Consider the following 17,370-nt stretch of genomic DNA (forward strand, 5'->3'; position numbering starts at 1 on the left):
CCGTATTGGACCAGCAGCCGGTTCCCGCCACACCCCGGATCTTGCTCTTTAATGTACTTCGCTCACGCGCATCTTGACGATGAAATCCTTGCCCGCATCGGATACCTTGAATTTGCCGATGCCATTGTCCGCCACTTCCAGCGTGAAGTTGCTCAGGTCCTTGCCGCCGTGGCTGACATTGGCCTTGACCTGGATCGCGCTACCCGCTGGCACTACGACAAAGTTCGTGCGCCACTGGTCGGCGCCTTCGCCGATGGCCACGCCGCTCTTTTCACCTTCCTTCACCAGCAGCTGCGGGCTGCTGCCGTCCATCTCAAGAAAGACGTTGTAATGCCTGGGTGCCGCAGGTTCAGCGTGGGCCGCCAGGGTGGCCAGGCCGCAGCTCGCCGCGAGCATAGTTGCCAGCAGCTTGCCGCCCAGGCGGCGGGCGGGGGATACGGACGATTTCAATTGCATGATTCTCTCCTTCAGTGGGTGGACGGCCTGCCATTGGCAAGCCAGGGGAAGCGCCTGCGCCGCGAGCTGGGTTTTCAGCATGGCTTTGGCGTAGGTGCCCGCCTGCCCGTGCCGGCGCAGGACTGCTTCGTCGCAGGACAGCTCCTGGTCAAGCCGGAAGCGTGCTGCAGCAATATGGATCAGGGGATTGCACCAGGCCAGGCATTGCAGCAGGGCGCAGGCCGCGTTGGCGAGCAGGTCGCCGCGTTCGGCGTGGATGCGCTCATGGGACAGCACCAGGCGGCGCTCTGCGCGGTCGTAATCGCGCCGGAAGCTGTCCGGCAGCACCAGGCGGGCGCGCCAAACGCCCAGCAGCAGCGGGCCCCCTTGCCACGCGCTGGCCTGCAGCCTGCGCTGGAACGACCACTGGCGCCAGGCCAGCCAGCCGGCCATCGCGATTGCTCCCGCCAGCCAGGCAGCGAACAGCAGCGAGTCCCAGCCGCTATGCACCGCGCTGGCGGCGGCTTGAGTGACCTGCGTAGCGGCTGCCGCGACAGGCGCAGGCAGCGGCATCACGGCCAGGGTGCCGCTGGTACGCGGCGCCAGCGCTGCCAGCACACTGGCCGGCACGGCAGCCCACAACAGGTAGGCCGCACCGGCTCCGTACAGGCGGCGCATTGCCTGGCGCAGCAGCAGTACCAGCGTGCACGCGGCGCCGCTGGCCAGCAAAAGGCGCAGCAGCGCTTCACTTGCCATCTTCGAGCTCCTTGACCAGCTTTTTCAGTTCCGCGATATCGGCCTTGCTCAAGGCCTTGTGCTGGCTGAAATGCGCCACCAGCGGCGCCAGGCGGCCATTGAACATGCGGTCGAGGAAGCCCTGGCTCTCGGTGGCCAGCCAGTCCTCGCGCTCCAGCGCCGGCGCATACAGGTAGCGCCGGCCATCCTTCTGCGCGCTGACGGCGCCCTTGTTCAGCAGGCGGTTCAGCAGGGTCTTGATGGTGGCGTCCTGCCAGCCCTGGCCGGACAGCGCTTCGCAGACTTCTTCCGCTGTTTGCGGATGGCGCTCCCACAGCACTTGCATCACCTGCGCCTCGGCTTCACTGATCTGGATAGTCATGATTGATTACATGTGTAAATGATGGCGAATGATTACACGCGTAAATGAAGGTGTCAACGGGTACACTCTGCTACGTGAAAAATTCTTGCTTTCAAATTCGAAAGGACTTGCCCATGCACTTCCGCCGCACCCTGTTCGCCGCCGCCGCACTGGCGATCGCCGGCGCCGCCAACGCCGGCACCATGATCGACAACGCCAACGGCTACACGCTGAACGCCAGGGGCAGGCTGGTGCAGTTCCAGGCGCTGGCCTTCGACGACAGCGGCAAGCTGGTCGCTGTCGGCAGCGCGCGCGAGGTGGCAGCCAGGGCCAAAGGTTTCAAGCGCATCGACGTGCAGGGCAAGACCGTGCTGCCAGGCCTGATCGACGCCCACGGCCATGTGTTCGGCCTGGGCGAAGTGGCCACCAGTGCCGACTTGTACAGCCCCACCTCGCTGCAAGCCGCGCAAGCTGCGGTCGCCCAATTCGCGCAAGCCAACCTGCAGCGCAAATGGGTGATCGGCAAGGGCTGGAACCAGGAGACCTGGAAGCTGGGCCGCTTCCCGAATGTGGCCGAACTCGATGCCGTGGTGGGCGACCGTCCAGCAGCCATGGAGCGCATCGACGGCCACGCCATGTGGGTCAACAGCAAGGCGCTGGAAGCGGCCGGCATCGGCCGGGACACCAGGGATCCGGAAGGCGGCAAGATCGAACGCGACGCCAATGGCAACGCCACCGGCATCCTGGTCGATACGGCCATGGAATACGTCTACAAGGTGCTGCCGAAACCGACCGAGACCGAAGCGCGCGCCATGCTCGATGGCGCGCTCGGCATCCTGTCCAGCATGGGCCTGACCAGCGTGCACGATGCCGGCATCGACGCCGGCGCCGACCGCCTGTTCCGCGAATACGCCGACCGTGGCAAGCTGTCGACCCGCGTCTACGCCATGATCGGCGACGTCGGCGCCGACTTCGAGCAGCTGTCGAAGAATGGGCCGCTGCGGTCCTACGCCGGCGGCCATTACGCGCTGGCTGCGGTCAAGCTGTATTCCGACGGAGCGCTGGGCAGCCGCGGCGCCGCCCTGGTCCATCCCTACAGCGACGCGCCGCACACGCGCGGCCTGCTGTTCAACAGCGACGCGGCCATCCGCGCCAAGATGGAAAAGGCCATGCAGGCCGGCTACCAGGTCAATGTGCACGCGATCGGCGACGCCGGCAACAAGCAGATACTCGACAGTTTCGAGCAGCTCGGCAAGCAGTACCCGCTGGCTGCCAGGCGGCACCGCATCGAGCATGCGCAGGTGGTGCAGCTAAGCGATATCCCGCGCTTCAGGCAACTGGCCATCGTGCCGTCGATGCAGCCGACCCACGCCACTTCCGACCAGAACATGGCGGAGCAGCGTGTCGGCCTTGAGCGCATCAAAGGAGCTTACGCCTGGCATACTTTCCTGCAGCAGGGCAGCCGCATCGCCTGCGGTTCCGATTTCCCGATCGAGTCGCCCAATCCGCTGCAGGGCATCCATGCTGCCGTGACGCGGCAGGACATGCAGGATGCGCCGAGCGGCGGCTGGCACAAGGAACAGGCCATGACGCTGGTCGAAGCTTTCCGCTGCTTTACGCTGGACGCGGCCTGGGCGGCGCACCAGGAGCAGTCGGTCGGCTCGCTGGAGAAGGGCAAATGGGCCGACTTCATCATCACCGACCGCGACCTGTTCCAGGTCCCGGCCGGCGAGATTGGCAAGATCGGCGTGCTGGAAACCTGGGTCGGCGGCAGGCAGGTGTTCCGCAAATAAGGAGGCGGCGGCGCCCAGCGCCGAGCACCACGAAGCTGAACCCGATGTTCGGCAGGCTGCATAATTCAGTTGACTAACTTGTATAGACAACCTAGAGTGGCAGGATCAACCATTCAAGGAGCCGCCATGTCTTCCAGCCTTGCCAACGATCCCCGCTACGATGCCACCCGCGATATCCGCGCCCCGCGCGGCCCGGAAATGGTCTGCAAGACCTGGGGCGCCGAAGCGGCCTACCGCATGCTCCAGAACAACCTGGACAAGGAAGTAGCGGAAAATCCGAAACACCTGGTGGTGTACGGCGGCATCGGCCGCGCGGCCCGCAATTGGGAGTGCTTCGACCAGATCCTCGCCTCGCTGAAAAAACTGGAAGCCAATGAAACCCTCCTGATCCAGTCCGGCAAGCCGGTCGGCGTGTTCCAGACCCACGAAGACGCGCCGCGCGTCTTGCTGGCCAACTCCAACCTGGTGCCGAAATGGGCCAACTGGGAGCACTTCAATGAACTGGACCGCCAGGGCCTGTTCATGTACGGCCAGATGACGGCCGGTTCCTGGATCTATATCGGCACCCAGGGCATCGTGCAGGGCACCTACGAAACCTTCGCCGAGGCGGGCCGCCAGCATTTCGGCGGCGACCTGAAAGGGCGCTGGGTGCTGACCGCCGGCCTGGGCGGCATGGGCGGCGCGCAGCCGCTGGCGGCCACCTTTGCCGGCGCCGTCTCGCTGAACATCGAATGCCAGCAGTCGTCGATCGATTTCCGCCTGCGCACCCGCTACCTGGACAAGCAGGCCGCCAGCATCGATGAAGCGCTGGACATGATCAAGCTGCACACGGCCAATGGCGATGCCATTTCGATCGGCCTGCTGGGCAATGCGGCCGACGTGCTGCCGGAACTGGTGCGCCGCGCCAAGGCCGGCGGCCTGGTGCCAGACCTGGTGACCGACCAGACCTCGGCGCACGACCTGGTCAACGGCTACCTGCCGCAGGGCTGGAGCGTGGAGCAGTGGAAAACGGCCCAGGCCGACGCCGCGCAGCACGCGCGCCTGGTCGATGCCGCCGCCGCTTCCTGCGCCGTGCACGTGCAGGCCATGCTGGACTTCCAGGCCCTGGGCGCCAAGGTGGTCGATTACGGCAACAATATCCGCCAGGTGGCGCTGGACAAGGGCGTCAAGAACGCCTTCGACTTCCCGGGCTTCGTGCCGGCCTATATCCGCCCGCAGTTCTGCGAAGGGCGCGGTCCGTTCCGCTGGGTGGCCCTGTCCGGCGACCCGGAAGACATCTACAAGACCGACGCCAAGATCAAGGAACTATTCCCGCACCACGCCAACGTGCACCGCTGGCTGGACATGGCGCGCGAGCGCATCGCCTTCCAGGGCCTGCCGGCGCGCATCTGCTGGCTGGGCCTGGGCGAGCGCCACATCGCCGGCCTGGCCTTCAATGAAATGGTCAGGAACGGCGAGCTGAAGGCGCCGATCGTGATCGGCCGCGACCACCTGGATACCGGCTCGGTCGCATCGCCCAACCGCGAAACCGAAGGCATGCGCGACGGCACCGATGCGGTGTCCGACTGGCCGCTCCTGAACGCCATGCTGAACACCGCCGGCGGCGCGACCTGGGTCTCGCTGCACCATGGCGGCGGCGTGGGCATGGGTTACTCGCAGCACTCCGGCGTGGTGATCGTGGCCGACGGCACCGAAGCCGCCGCCAAGCGCCTGGGCCGCGTGCTGGTCAACGACTGCGGTTCGGGCGTGATGCGCCACGCCGACGCCGGCTACGAAGCCGCCATCGAATGCGCCAAGCGTAATAAACTGAACCTGCCAATGATCAAGTAAAACCGGTAAACCTGGGTCCGACCCAAGGGTCGGACCCGACCCGCGACCGCCGCCGACCGGGTCTGACCCTTGGGTCAGACCCGGCCTTACCGGTTTAAAAGCAAACGAACACGAGACACAAAAATGACCCAACTCACCCTCACCCCCGGCAAACTGACCCTGGCCGACCTGCGCGCCGTGTGGAGCACCCACACCCCGATCGCGCTGGTCAAGGAAGCCTACACCGCCATCGAGGCATCCTGCAAAGCCGTGCAGGACATCGTCGCCAAGGGCGACGCCGCCTACGGCATCAACACCGGTTTCGGCCTGCTGGCCAAGACCCGCATCCCGGACGACAAGCTGGAACAGCTGCAGCGCAACCTGATCCTGTCGCACTCGGTGGGCACCGGCGAGCTGATGTCCGACGAAGTCGTGCGCCTCCTGATGCTGACCAAGATCAGCAGCCTGTCGCGCGGCTTCTCCGGCATCCGCCCGATCGTGATCGATACCCTGGTCGCCCTGTACAACAAGGGCATCATGCCCGCCATCCCGGCCAAGGGTTCGGTTGGCGCCTCCGGCGACCTGGCCCCGCTGTCGCACATGACCCTGGCCATCCTGGGCGTGGGCGACGTGCGCGTGAAAGGCGAACTGGTACAGGCAGCCGACGCGCTGAAAGCCGCCGGCATCGCCCCGGTGGTGCTGGCCGCCAAGGAAGGCCTGGCCCTGATCAACGGCACCCAGGCTTCCACCGCCCTGTGCCTGCACGGCCTGTTCATGGCCGAACGCCTGCTGGAAGCCGGCATGGTGACCGGCTCCATGTCGCTGGACGCCGCCAAAGGCTCCGATTCCCCGTTCGACGCCCGCATCCACGAGGTGCGCGGCCAGCCAGGCCAGATCGCCGCCGCTGGCATCTACCGCGAACTGGTGAGCGGCAGCGCGATCCGCGCTTCGCACCTGGTAGGCGACGAGCGCGTGCAGGACCCGTACTGCCTGCGCTGCCAGCCGCAAGTGATGGGCGCCTGCTGGGACATCATCGCCAACGCCGGCCGCACCTTGCTGATCGAAGCCAATGCCGTCACCGACAACCCGCTGATTTTCCAGAACGACGACGGCCCGGTGGTGGTCTCGGGCGGCAACTTCCACGCCGAACCGGTGGCCTTCGCCGCCGACACGCTGGCGCTGGCCATTGCGGAAATCGGCTCGATTTCCGAGCGCCGCATCTCGCTGCTGATCGATGCCACCCTGTCCGGCCTGCCGCCATTCCTGGTGCGCGACCCGGGCGTGAATTCCGGCTTCATGATCGCCCACGTCACCGCCGCCGCATTGGCATCGGAGAACAAGTCGATCGCGCATCCGGCTTCCGTGGACACCATCCCGACTTCCGCCAACCAGGAAGACCACGTGTCGATGGCCACCTACGGCGCGCGCCGCCTGCACGACATGGCGCAAAATACGGCTGTTATCCTCGGCATCGAACTGCTGGCTGCGGCGCAGGGCATCGACTTCCACCGTCCGCTGAAAACCTCGGCGCAACTGGAACATGTGCACGCCCAGCTCCGTTCCAAGGTACCATTCTTCGACGCCGACCGCTTCTTTGCGCCGGACATCGAGGCAGCCAGGCAGATGGTGGTGAACGGCGACCTGAGCGCCACTTGCAAGAACCTGTTCAGCGCCCTGCATCCGTAAGGAGGTTTCATGGATTACCGCTTCCAAGCAGGCAGTATTCCCTTGCTGGTGTCGATGCCCCACGTGGGCACCGACATCCCCGGCGATATCGCTGCTGCGATGACGCCGGCGGCGACCGAAAAGGCCGATACCGACTGGCACCTGGTGCAGCTGTACGACTTCCTGGGCGCGCTGGGCGCGTCCACGCTGTCGGCACGCTGGTCACGCTATGTGATCGACCTGAATCGTCCGCCTGAAAACACCAACCTGTATCCCGGCCAGGATACCACCGGCCTGTGTCCGGTCGATACCTTCCACCGCGAGCCGCTGTACCTGGAAGGCAAGCAGCCTTCGCAGGCCGAGGTCGAGCGCCGCCTGGCCGCTTACTGGCAGCCTTACCATACCCAGTTGCGCGCGGAGCTTGACCGCCTGCTGTCGATCCACGGCAAAGTGGTGCTGTGGGATGCCCACTCCATCGCCTCTGTCGTGCCGCGCTTCTTCGAAGGCAAGCTGCCCGACCTGAACTTCGGCACCGCCGACGGCGCCAGCTGCGACCAGTCCATGACCGACGTTATCGCCGGCGTTGCGCGCAGCGATGAACGCTTCACCGTGGCCGTCAACGGCAGATTCAAGGGCGGCCATATCACGCGTTTCTACGGCAAGCCGGAGCAGGGCGTGCACGCGATCCAGCTCGAAATGTGCCAGTCCACCTATATGGACGAAGCGGCGCCGTTCGGCTACCGCGAAGACCGCGCTGCCGAGGTCCAGCCGCTGCTGCGCCAGCTGGTGCAAGCCGCTGCAGATTGGGTGCGCAAATGAAGGCCCTGTTCGCGTACCACGCACTGCTGGCCGACGGCTGGCGCAAGAACGTCCTGCTGCAGTGGGACGATCGCGGCAATTTCACCGCCGTGCAGGCCGATGCCGTGGCGGCGCCGGGCATCCCGAGTGCGCGCCTGGTCATGCCGGGCATGGTCAACCTGCATTCGCACGCCTTCCAGCGCGCGCTGGGCGGGCTGACCGAAGTCGCGGGCGATTCGAAGGACAGTTTCTGGACCTGGCGCGACCTGATGTATCGCTTCGCGCGCAATATCACGCCGGAGCAGATGGAGGCCATCGCGGCCCAGTTGTACTCCGAGTGCCTGCGCCACGGCTACACCTCGATGTGCGAGTTCCACTATGTGCAGCGCGCGCCGGACGGCAGCATGTATCCGCATGCGTCGGAAACGGCGCAGCGCGTGATCGCCGCCGCGCGCCAGGCCGGCATTGGCATCACCATGCTGCCGGTGCTGTATTCCTACGCCGGCTTCGGCGAACAGCCTTTGAAGCCGGAGCAGGCACGCTTCCGCACCGATGCGCGCGACGTGCTGAAGATCATCGGCGAGCTGGAACCGCTGCGCGATGCGCAGGTGGAAGTCGGCGTGGCGCCGCATTCGCTGCGCGCCGCTTCCGTGGCGCAGATCCGCGAAGTGCTGGACCATTTGCCGAAAGCGCGCCCGGTGCACATCCATATCGCCGAGCAGCAGGGCGAGGTGCAGCAATCGCTGGACTTCTCGGGCAAGCGCCCGGTGCAGAATCTTTACGAAAACCTGCCGGTCGATGCGCGCTGGTGCCTGGTGCATGCCACCCACATGACGCCGGACGAAGTTACTGCCATCGCGCAAAGCGGCGCCGTGGCGGGCCTGTGCCCGACCACGGAAGCCAACCTGGGCGACGGCCTGTTCCCGCTTGAAAGCTTCCTGGAGCAGGGCGGACGTTTCGGCGTGGGCAGTGACAGCCATGTATCGCAAAGCGCGGTGGAAGAATTGCGCTGGCTTGAATACGGCCAGCGCCTGGTGCAGCAGCGCCGCAACATTGCCGTCTCCGGAAGCGAGCGCCGCGTCGGCGACTTCCTGTGGCAAGCTGCCTTGCAAGGCGGGGCGCAGGCGGCCGGACGCCCGGTGGGCGCTCTGGCAGCCGGAAAACGTGCCGACCTGATAGTGTTGGACGACGACCACCCGAATCTCGACGGAATCGACGCCGCCGATGTATTGGGATGCTTCGTTTTCAGCGGAAATGATAATCTAGTCAGGGATGTGATGGTCGGCGGCCACTGGGTGGTGCGCGGCCAGGAGCACGTGGCGCAACCGGCCATCACCACGCGCTTCAAAAAGACGCTGGCCGAACTGCGCGAGCTACGAGCATGACTCAAATCATCCAGTATGCAAGCCTGCACTCCACGCCTTGGAAGAACGGCGGCGGCAGCACCACGGAACTGTGCGTGATGCCGCCTGGCGCCGGCTTCGACGAGTTCGAATGGCGCCTGTCGCTGGCCACCATCGCGCAAAGCGGCCCGTTCTCCGTCTTTCCCGGCATCGACCGCACCCTGACCCTGGTCGAGGGCGGCGGCGTGGTGCTGGACGTGGGCAACGAGCGGCGCGTAGCGCTGAGCGAACGCGAGCCGGTCATCGCCTTCCCGGGCGAGAATGCCGTCACTGCCACGGTGGAAGGCGCGCCGACCACCGATTTCAACGTCATGACGCGGCGCTCCATCTGCAATCACCAGCTGGAACGGCGCACAATCCGCGACTTTTCCACGCTGGAACGGCGCAGCCCGACCACGGTAGTGTTCCTGGCCGAAGGCGAGAGCCTGAACCTGGCCAGCGCCAGTGAGCGCATCTCGCTGGTGCGCTATGATGCGGTGGTGCTGGACAAGGATGACGTGTGGACGCTGGAAGCGGGCCACGCCACCGTGTTCATTGTCGATATTTTCCCGAACGAAGAGTAAAACATGGCAGTAGAGTGGGACCTGTTGATCACCAACGTGCACCTGGCCACCATGATGGGCGAGGGCTATGGCGAAATCCGCGACGCCGCCATCGCGGTCGATAACGGCCGCATCGCCTGGATCGGCCGCCGCGAAGATGCCGCAGCAGCGGGCAGCGCGGAGCTGGAGCACGATGCCGGCGGCTGCTGGCTGACCCCCGGCCTGATCGACTGCCACACCCACATCGTCCACGCCGGCAACCGCAGCGACGAATTCGAAGCGCGGCTGAATGGCGCCACCTACGAGGAAATTGCCCGTGCCGGCGGCGGCATCATGTCCACCGTGCGCGCCACCCGCGCTGCTTCCGACGAAGAGCTGCTGCGCCAGTCGCTGCCGCGTATCGCCGCGCTGCTGGCCGAAGGCGTGACCACGCTGGAAATCAAGTCCGGCTACGGCCTGGACCTCGCTTCGGAATCCAAGATGCTGCGCGTGGCGCGCCGCGTCGAGCAGGTTGTGCCGGTAACGGTGCGCACCACCTTCCTCGGCGCCCATGCGCTGCCGCCCGAATTCAAGGACCGCCCCGACGACTACGTCGACGCGGTGATCGGCATGATCCCCACGCTGGTTGCCGACGGTCTGGCCGACGCGGTGGATGCCTTCTGCGAGCGCATTGGCTTTACCGCCGCGCAAACTGAACGCATCTTCGCCGCCGCGCGCGAGCATGGCTTGCCGGTCAAACTGCACGCCGAACAATTGTCCGACCAGGGCGGTGCGGCACTGGTGGCGCGCTACGGTGGCCTGTCTGCCGACCATTTGGAACACCTGTCCGCCGAAGGCATCGCTGCCATGGATGCTGCCGGCACCGTGGCCGTACTCCTGCCTGGCGCCTACTACTTCCTGCGCGACACCACGCCGCCTCCGGTAGCCGCCCTGCGCGCTGCCGGCGTGCCGATGGCAGTCGCCACCGACAACAATCCCGGCACTTCGCCGATGACCTCCCTGCTGCTGGCGATGAATATGGTGTGCACGCTGTGGCGCCTGACGCCGCTGGAAGCGCTGGCCGGCTGCACCATCAATGCCGCACGCGCATTGGGGCTGGATGGCGAGGTAGGCACGCTGGAAGTCGGCAAGCGCGCCGACTTCGCACTGTGGCAAATCGCCCGCCCGGCGGACTTGTCGTACGCCTTCGGATTCAATCCCTGCGTCGCCGTGGTCAATCGCGGCGTCTGGCGCGACCCTGTGGTCGGCATTCCCGCAGTCGCCCCCACCGCAGGCGCCTGAACTTGCTGCGCCGCGCCGCCACTGTCCTCCTGGCCCTGGTGGCCACCGCCTTCCTTGCTTCCGCCGCAAGCGCCGACGACACGCTGCGCATCGGCTCCAAACGCTTCACCGAGTCCTATATCCTCGGTGAACTGCTGGCACAAACCGCCGCGCCGCACGTCCGGGTCGAACACAAGCAAGGCCTTGGCAACACCGCCATCGTGCTGGCCGCGCTGAAGTCCGGCAGCATCGACGTCTACCCCGAATACACCGGCACCATCAGCCAGGAAATCCTCAAGCACACGCAACCCGCCACGCTGGAGCAGATGCAGCGCGAACTGGCCGTGCAAGGCTTGGGCATTGCCGTCCCGCTGGGCTTCAACAACACCTACGCGCTGGCAGTACGCGGCGCAGCCGGCGACCCGCGCAAACTGAGCGAGCTGGCCGCACAGCGCGAATTGCGCTACGGCTTGTCGCACGAATTCATCGGCCGCGCCGACGGTTGGCCCGGCCTGGCAAAGCAATATGCGATTGGCTCCACACCGCGCGGCCTCGATCACGGCATCGCCTACGAAGCCCTGGCGCAGAAGCAGGTCGACGTCATCGACATCTACTCCACCGACGCCAAGATCAGCCAGTACGGCCTGCGCGTGCTGGAAGACGACCGCGCCTACTTCCCACGCTACGACGCCGTGCTGCTATACCGCCTCGACACTGCACAACGTTTCCCAGCCGCCTGGCGGGCATTGCGCGCACTCAAAGGCCGCATCAGCGCGTCCGACATGATTGCCATGAACGGCGCCGCAGAATTGCACGGCCAGTCCTTTGGTGCGATCGCCCGCGACTGGCTCGCGCCCCACCCCGCGTCGGCGTCAGCCCGCGCCGCCCCGCGCGACGCCGGCGCCTCCGCCAGCGTGGTCGCGCAGCCGCGCGCGAGCTTGCCGGCACCATCCAGCGCCCCCACACTCGGGCAGCGCCTTTTTGCAGAAGACTTCTGGCCGCTAACCCGCCAGCACGCCCTGCTGGTCGCGCTGTCCGTCGCAATGGCCAGCCTGATCGGCATCCCCCTCGGCATCCTCGCCGCTTATCGCCCGAAGCTGCGCGAACCAGTCATGGCCGCAGCAGGCATCCTGCAAACCATCCCCTCGCTAGCCCTGCTGGCCATGCTGATCCCGCTGCTAGGAACAATTGGCACCATGCCCGCCTTATGCGCGCTGTTCGTCTACGCGCTGCTGCCGATCATCCGCAACACCTGCACCGGCATCAGCGGCGTCCCACAAGGCCTGAAGCAGGCCGCCGAAGCACTGGGCCTGCGCACCACGCAACGCCTGAAAGAAATCGAACTTCCGCTGGCCGCCCCAGTGATCCTGGCCGGCGTGAAAACCGCTGCCGTGATGAGCGTCGGCACCGCCACCATCGCCGCGTTCATCGGCGCCGGCGGGTATGGCGAGCGCATCACCGCCGGCCTGGCCTTGAACGACAATACCCTGATGCTGGCTGGCGCGCTGCCGGCAGCCGTCCTGGCCCTGCTCACGCAGGGCCTGTTCGAATGGATGGAGCGGGGATTTAAAGCATCAGCAGCCGCGCGCGCACCAGCTCGGCTTCGCGCGTGAGCACCTGCTCAGCCAACGCGTCATTGGCCCGCTGCACTGCCAGCACTTGCAATTCCCGCGTATAGCGGTTCAGCAAAAAGCGCAGATAAGCCCGATAAACAGCTTTGAACATCTTTAGTCTCCACCGAGCGCGAGACTCTCCATTCTGCGAGTTTCCCCAGGGAATGTATTGAGCTAGATCAAATGTAAGCCAGGTAAGAATTTGTAAGGGACAGGGCATGGCCGGGGCAGGGCGACTATATTGAAACCGTCGATTCATCTCCCCTCCCAACTGACACCTGGGTTTCAGTATCCCTCGCCCGACCACACACGAGCCGCGAGGGATTTTTTTTGCTCTACCTAGTTCCCGGAAGTCCTTTGGATGAACACTCACGCCCTGTGAGTATTTCATAGAAATTTTCACAAGTGAACATGTTACCCTCCTGCATCTTTAATGTTGCTTTTGGGAAGTGTTCATGATCACGCGATGGAAAATTGCTTCGCTCGCTGGCTTCTTGCTGTGCGCGAATGCTAATGCCGAATTTGTTCCCGTCACTCCTGGTGGCGAAGCCGTTATGTGGGTGGGAAATTATCGAACGGGCGCGGCGTTGTTTTCCGCATGCAATAGTCTGGCCTCAGAACTGGGCCAAGATCCAGTGCGTATCTGCGGATCCACGCCCCCGTCCGCCCCCACCTCCTATGCTACTGGTTATCATCATCGATTCACGACCCCAGGAAATCCCATGGAGGTCTATTTCGCAGCGTCCGCCTGCGGCACCGATGGGCGGTTTGTGTATGACCCTATATTGTATCGATGTGAGTTTGTCAATCCGGTCACCGAGCCAGTCGCCTCATCCCCCAAGGCGAACGGTCCCGTCTGCCCTACGGAGCAACCTACTTGCGGCAACCCGATATCGCCCGGTAGTAGCACCAAGGTACAGTTGGAAGCGGACTTTATTCCTGCGACGCCAGGGCTAAAGCTTGAACTGAGACGCACCTACAACGGCGGCCAATTCACTGGGGATATGAACGAGCAAGGTGTTTTCGGTAGCCACTGGACTTCTGGACTTGACCGCAAAGTATGGCTACGGGACAGCACAAAACCAACGGCGTGTTTCACTCGCAACAGCGGCATAACTTTCTGCACCCTCCCGCAGTCGGACTCAAGCGGACAGTCGGCCGTTGTGACCCGCGCGGATGGCAAGGTTTACATATTCAATCACGTGGGCAACCAATGGATACCTGATGCTGATGTCAACGAGCGTCTGACAGCCCAGTACACGGGCGCAGGTACTAATCCATCCGGCTGGACCTACACCACAGTGGGCAGGGATGTTGAGCAATACGGTGCCAATGGCCGTCTATTGTCAATCACGTCCGCTACCGGCACTTGGCAACGCTACACCTACAGCACCGGCACCAGCAACGATACATCAACTTCGCGCTGGCCCGAAGATGCGCCAGCCTGCACCAACGTGCAGGCTGGACCGGCAATTGCCGCGGGACTTCCCGTCTGCGTCACCGATAACTGGGGACGTCAAATGCAATTCGAGTACGACTCGAAGCAGCGAGTCGCCAAAGCCATCGACCCTGCCGGCCAGGCTTACCTGTACAAGTATGACGGCGTCACTGGAGGCTGCCCATCCAACAACCCGAATCCGGCGACCTGCCGAGCAGGGAATCTGACTGCAGTAACTTACCCGGGCAACCAGACAAAAACGTATCACTACAACGAGAAGGGCATGATCAACGGCGGGCAAGACTGCTATAACACCACGTCTGCGGCTCCGGGTTCCGGCCACCTGCTCAATGCATTGACAGGTATCACGGATGAAAATGGCGCTCGTTATGCGACCTGGAATTGGAGTTGCTCCAACCTTGCCACCTCCTCAGAGCATGCTGGCGGAGTAGAAAAGGTAAGCCTTGAGCATACCGGCTATGGTGCCGACGGCACAAGGACCGTCACGGCGACCTTCTATGTCGGCACCGCTGCAGCGCCTCAAACCATCATCCGGAAATACCGCTTCAAGCTCTCGCTTGGCGTAGCAATGAACGATGCCATCGACCAGCCATGCGAAGGCTGCCAAGACATGAAGGAGCGAACCTACGACGCCAACAACAACGTATCGACCAGCAAGGACTGGCAAGGGAACAATAAAACCTTCACCTACGACCTGACTCGCAACCTGGAAACCAGCCGGGTTGAAGGCCACGGAACCGCGCTTGCCCGCACCATCACCACCGAATGGCACCCGACCATGCGCTTGCGCGCCAAGGTCGCAGAGCCGCTGCGCATCACCAGCTACACCTATGACGCCAACGGCAACATGCTGTCAGAGTCGGTGCAGGCCACGAAGGATGCCAATGGAGCAAGTGGCTTCTCCGCTATTCCAGACGGTACGCGCAAAACCTGGAACTTCACCTATAACAATGCTGGCCAACTGCTCACCAAGACAGGGCCGGGAGTCAATACGACGCTCACCTACGACAACCAGGGCAACCTGGAAACAATGACCAATGCGGCCGGCCACGTCACGCGCTATGGCAATTACGATGTGAACGGACGCGTTGGCCAGATTACCGATCCAAACGGTATGGTGACCAGCTTCTCTTATGGCCCACGTGGCTGGCTGGACTCGGTATCAGCCGGCGGCGAACTCACAAGCTACACCTATGACGGTGTGGGCAACCTGAAAATCGCCACCATGCCGGATAGCACCACCACGACCTACAGTTACGACGACGCCCACCGATTGACCTCCATTGCTGACAGCCAGGGCAACAAGATCAGCTACACCCTCGACCTTTCCGGCAATCGAATTAGCGAAGACAGCAACGACGCGAACGGCCAACTGACCCGCAGGATCAGCCGCGTGTTTGATACGTTGAACCGTTTGAAGCAAGTAACCGGAGCAATGCAATGATCAGCGCCACAATTTTCTCCATTGCCGCCGCTTTGTGCTGCGCCGCCAGCGCCCAGGTCCAGAACACCACGACCAGTTACGACTACAACACCGCCGGCTTGCTCACCAAGGTCACGGACCCGCTGAACCGCATCACGACGCATGACTATGATGTGTTTGGCCGGCGTATCGCATCGACCGATCCGCGCGCGGGCATCACTGCATTTGGCTATGACGGGCTTGACCGCGTTGTCAAGGTGACCGATGCCCGCAATCTGGCCACGGTCTACACCATTGACGGCCTGGGCAATTTGATCCAGACCAGCAGTCCCGATACCGGCAACACCGTCAACACCTACGACGATGCCGGCAATATCAAAACGCGCACCGATGCAAAGAACCAGACTACAACGTACCAGTACGATGTGCTGAACCGCGTCACCTCCGCCAGCTTCAGCGACGGCACGGGCGTTAGCTATGTCTACGACCAGGGCGCCTATGCGCTGGGCAGACTAAGCCAAGTGACGGATGTCAGCGGAAGCATCCAATACGGCTATGACCAACATGGACGGACGGTTAGCGAGACCCGCACCATCGGCGGCCAGGCTTACAGCACCGCCTACCGCTACGACCAGTATGGCCGCCTTTCCGGTCTCACGTACCCGAGTGGCCGCAGCGTCGACTATGTGCGCGACGACATGGGCCGCATTAAGGAAATCCGCAGTACCAGGAATGGAGCGCCGCAGCTGCTGGTTGGCCAGGTAACTTATCAGGCCTTCGGCCCGCTGCAATCTCTCGTGTTCGGCAACGGCCAGACTTACTCACGCAGCTATGACATCAATGGCCGCATGACGAGCTACACGCTCAATGGCCAGGTGCAAACCTTGGCCTATGACGCGGCGAGCCGTATCACCGGAGTGGCTGACGGCGGCAACGCGGCCAACAATCGCACGTACGGCTACGATGAACTTGACCGTCTCACCAGCGAACAGCGTGCCCAGCGTAGCCTCGTCTACAGCTACGACGCCGTCGGCAACCACACACAATACGCGAATGGCGCTGCCTCAACCGCCTACACCTACGGCACCACCAGCAACCGCTTGACGCAGCTCACTGGCAGCCAGAACGCCAGCATCGCCACCGACGCCAACGGCAGCATCACCAACAACGGCAGCGCCACCTTCAACTATGACGCACGTGGCCGCATGGTGTCGGCTAACACCGCCATCGGTCTGGTGAGCTACAAGATCAACGCCCTCGGCCAACGCGTGCAGAAAGTTACGCCGATATCGACCACGGTTTACCACTACGACGGAAGCGGCAAGCTGATCGCCGAAAGCACCGATGGCGCGCTGACCGAATACGTCTACCTGGGCGACATGCCGGTTGCGGTACTGAAATAAGACATGGAGAAATACGTGTTCAAGAAAATCTTCTCGGCAGCATGGATGGCGCTGCTGCTCGTCTGCTGCCAACTGGCTGCCGCCGCACCCACCGTCAATGTCACGGCAAGCCCAAGCAACCCAACTGCGCCAGCAGCAGTAACGCTCGCTGTCACCGCGATTTCGGATGGGAACCCGGTGATGGCCACGCAAGTGGAATACTTCAACGGCACCACCTCGTTGGGCGTGAGCTTGCAGTCGCCATTCACGCTGACGCTAAACAACCTCGCCGCGGGCACCTATCAGATCACAGCGAAGGTCACCACAACCGATCCTGCCAACCCTGTTCTGCAATCGGCACCGTTGGCAGTCACCATCGGCACCGCGCCAGGTGCTGCGACAGCCTACTTCATCCACACTGACCAGCTTAATACGCCGCGTGCAATCACCAATGGCAGTGGCAACCTGGTGTGGCAATGGGACAGCGATCCATTTGGTAAGGATGCGGCCGACGAGCAGCCCGCTGGGCAGCTAGCCTTTGCATTCAATCAGCGCTTTCCTGGACAGCAATTTGATCGCGAAACTCACCTGCATTACAACTACTACAGGGATTATGATCCGCAGACCGGGCGGTATGTGCAATCCGATCCGATTGGGCTCGAAGGTGGGATTAATACGTACGCGTATGTAGG

At 63.5% G+C, this 17,370-nt stretch carries 14 protein-coding genes; 11 read left to right on the plus strand and 3 right to left on the minus strand.

Going from position 1 to position 17,370, the window contains the following annotated elements; all coding sequences use genetic code 11:
• Positions 1 to 48 precede the first annotated feature (48 nt).
• Together ASE26_RS10960 and ASE26_RS10965 are read right to left on the minus strand one after the other, a co-directional pair.
• Positions 49 to 1,191 carry a M56 family metallopeptidase gene (locus ASE26_RS10960; RefSeq protein ID WP_055933734.1) on the minus strand — a complete coding sequence of 381 codons (1,143 nt, stop codon included), beginning with the start codon at positions 1,189 to 1,191 and terminating at the stop codon, positions 49 to 51.
• Positions 1,181 to 1,552: a BlaI/MecI/CopY family transcriptional regulator gene (locus ASE26_RS10965; RefSeq protein ID WP_156398088.1), complete on the minus strand. Its 372-nt coding sequence runs from the start codon at positions 1,550 to 1,552 to the stop codon at positions 1,181 to 1,183. Before ASE26_RS10965 ends, ASE26_RS10960 begins: the two co-directional genes overlap by 11 nt.
• Positions 1,553 to 1,665: 113 nt before the next feature.
• Here ASE26_RS10965 and ASE26_RS10970 point away from each other — a divergent pair, with 113 nt between their 5' ends.
• The 8 genes from ASE26_RS10970 to ASE26_RS11005 all read left to right on the plus strand — a co-directional run bounded on the left by ASE26_RS10970 (position 1,666) and on the right by ASE26_RS11005 (position 12,414).
• Positions 1,666 to 3,324 (plus strand): amidohydrolase, encoded by a 1,659-nt coding sequence (locus ASE26_RS10970; protein ID WP_055933732.1) that lies wholly within the window; start codon positions 1,666 to 1,668, stop codon positions 3,322 to 3,324.
• Positions 3,325 to 3,450: 126 nt separating this feature from the next.
• Positions 3,451 to 5,154, plus strand: a complete 1,704-nt coding sequence (hutU, locus tag ASE26_RS10975; protein ID WP_055933731.1) for a urocanate hydratase — start codon at positions 3,451 to 3,453, stop codon at positions 5,152 to 5,154.
• A 123-nt stretch (positions 5,155 to 5,277) separates the two neighbouring features.
• A complete protein-coding gene (gene hutH, locus ASE26_RS10980; RefSeq protein ID WP_057246217.1) occupies positions 5,278 to 6,819 on the plus strand; it encodes a histidine ammonia-lyase in 1,542 nt (513 codons plus the stop codon).
• A gap of 9 nt (positions 6,820 to 6,828) precedes the next feature.
• Positions 6,829 to 7,617 (plus strand): N-formylglutamate deformylase, encoded by a 789-nt coding sequence (gene hutG, locus ASE26_RS10985; RefSeq protein ID WP_057246219.1) that lies wholly within the window; start codon positions 6,829 to 6,831, stop codon positions 7,615 to 7,617.
• Positions 7,614 to 8,981, plus strand: coding sequence for a formimidoylglutamate deiminase (locus tag ASE26_RS10990; RefSeq protein WP_057246221.1), 1,368 nt, complete (start codon positions 7,614 to 7,616; stop codon positions 8,979 to 8,981). The genes hutG and ASE26_RS10990 overlap by 4 nt, the downstream gene beginning before the upstream one ends.
• Positions 8,978 to 9,562, plus strand: a complete 585-nt coding sequence (locus tag ASE26_RS10995) for a HutD family protein (protein WP_055933724.1) — start codon at positions 8,978 to 8,980, stop codon at positions 9,560 to 9,562. Before ASE26_RS10990 ends, ASE26_RS10995 begins: the two co-directional genes overlap by 4 nt.
• Positions 9,563 to 9,565: 3 nt before the next feature.
• Positions 9,566 to 10,822 carry an imidazolonepropionase gene (gene hutI, locus ASE26_RS11000; RefSeq protein ID WP_057246223.1) on the plus strand — a complete coding sequence of 419 codons (1,257 nt, stop codon included), beginning with the start codon at positions 9,566 to 9,568 and terminating at the stop codon, positions 10,820 to 10,822.
• Between the two features lie 5 nt (positions 10,823 to 10,827).
• Positions 10,828 to 12,414 carry a glycine betaine ABC transporter substrate-binding protein gene (locus ASE26_RS11005; RefSeq protein ID WP_373922411.1) on the plus strand — a complete coding sequence of 529 codons (1,587 nt, stop codon included), beginning with the start codon at positions 10,828 to 10,830 and terminating at the stop codon, positions 12,412 to 12,414.
• Here ASE26_RS11005 and ASE26_RS31175 read toward each other — a convergent pair.
• Positions 12,368 to 12,526 (minus strand): hypothetical protein, encoded by a 159-nt coding sequence (locus tag ASE26_RS31175; RefSeq protein ID WP_200960806.1) that lies wholly within the window; start codon positions 12,524 to 12,526, stop codon positions 12,368 to 12,370. The two genes, ASE26_RS11005 and ASE26_RS31175, sit on opposite strands and share 47 nt — an antisense overlap.
• Positions 12,527 to 12,869: 343 nt before the next feature.
• On the opposite strand from ASE26_RS31175, the gene ASE26_RS29815 reads away from it, so the two are divergent.
• From ASE26_RS29815 to ASE26_RS31950, 3 genes are all read left to right on the plus strand, one after another.
• A complete protein-coding gene (locus ASE26_RS29815) occupies positions 12,870 to 15,317 on the plus strand; it encodes a DUF6531 domain-containing protein (RefSeq protein WP_082591334.1) in 2,448 nt (815 codons plus the stop codon).
• Positions 15,314 to 16,699 carry an RHS repeat protein gene (locus ASE26_RS11015; RefSeq protein ID WP_055933718.1) on the plus strand — a complete coding sequence of 462 codons (1,386 nt, stop codon included), beginning with the start codon at positions 15,314 to 15,316 and terminating at the stop codon, positions 16,697 to 16,699. The genes ASE26_RS29815 and ASE26_RS11015 overlap by 4 nt, the downstream gene beginning before the upstream one ends.
• A 15-nt stretch (positions 16,700 to 16,714) precedes the next feature.
• On the plus strand, positions 16,715 to 17,370 hold a 656-nt coding region (locus ASE26_RS31950), incomplete at its 3' end, for an RHS repeat-associated core domain-containing protein (RefSeq protein ID WP_304438634.1).

The sequence above is a fragment of the Duganella sp. Root198D2 genome (genome assembly GCF_001428585.1).
Taxonomy (GTDB): domain Bacteria; phylum Pseudomonadota; class Gammaproteobacteria; order Burkholderiales; family Burkholderiaceae_D; genus Rugamonas.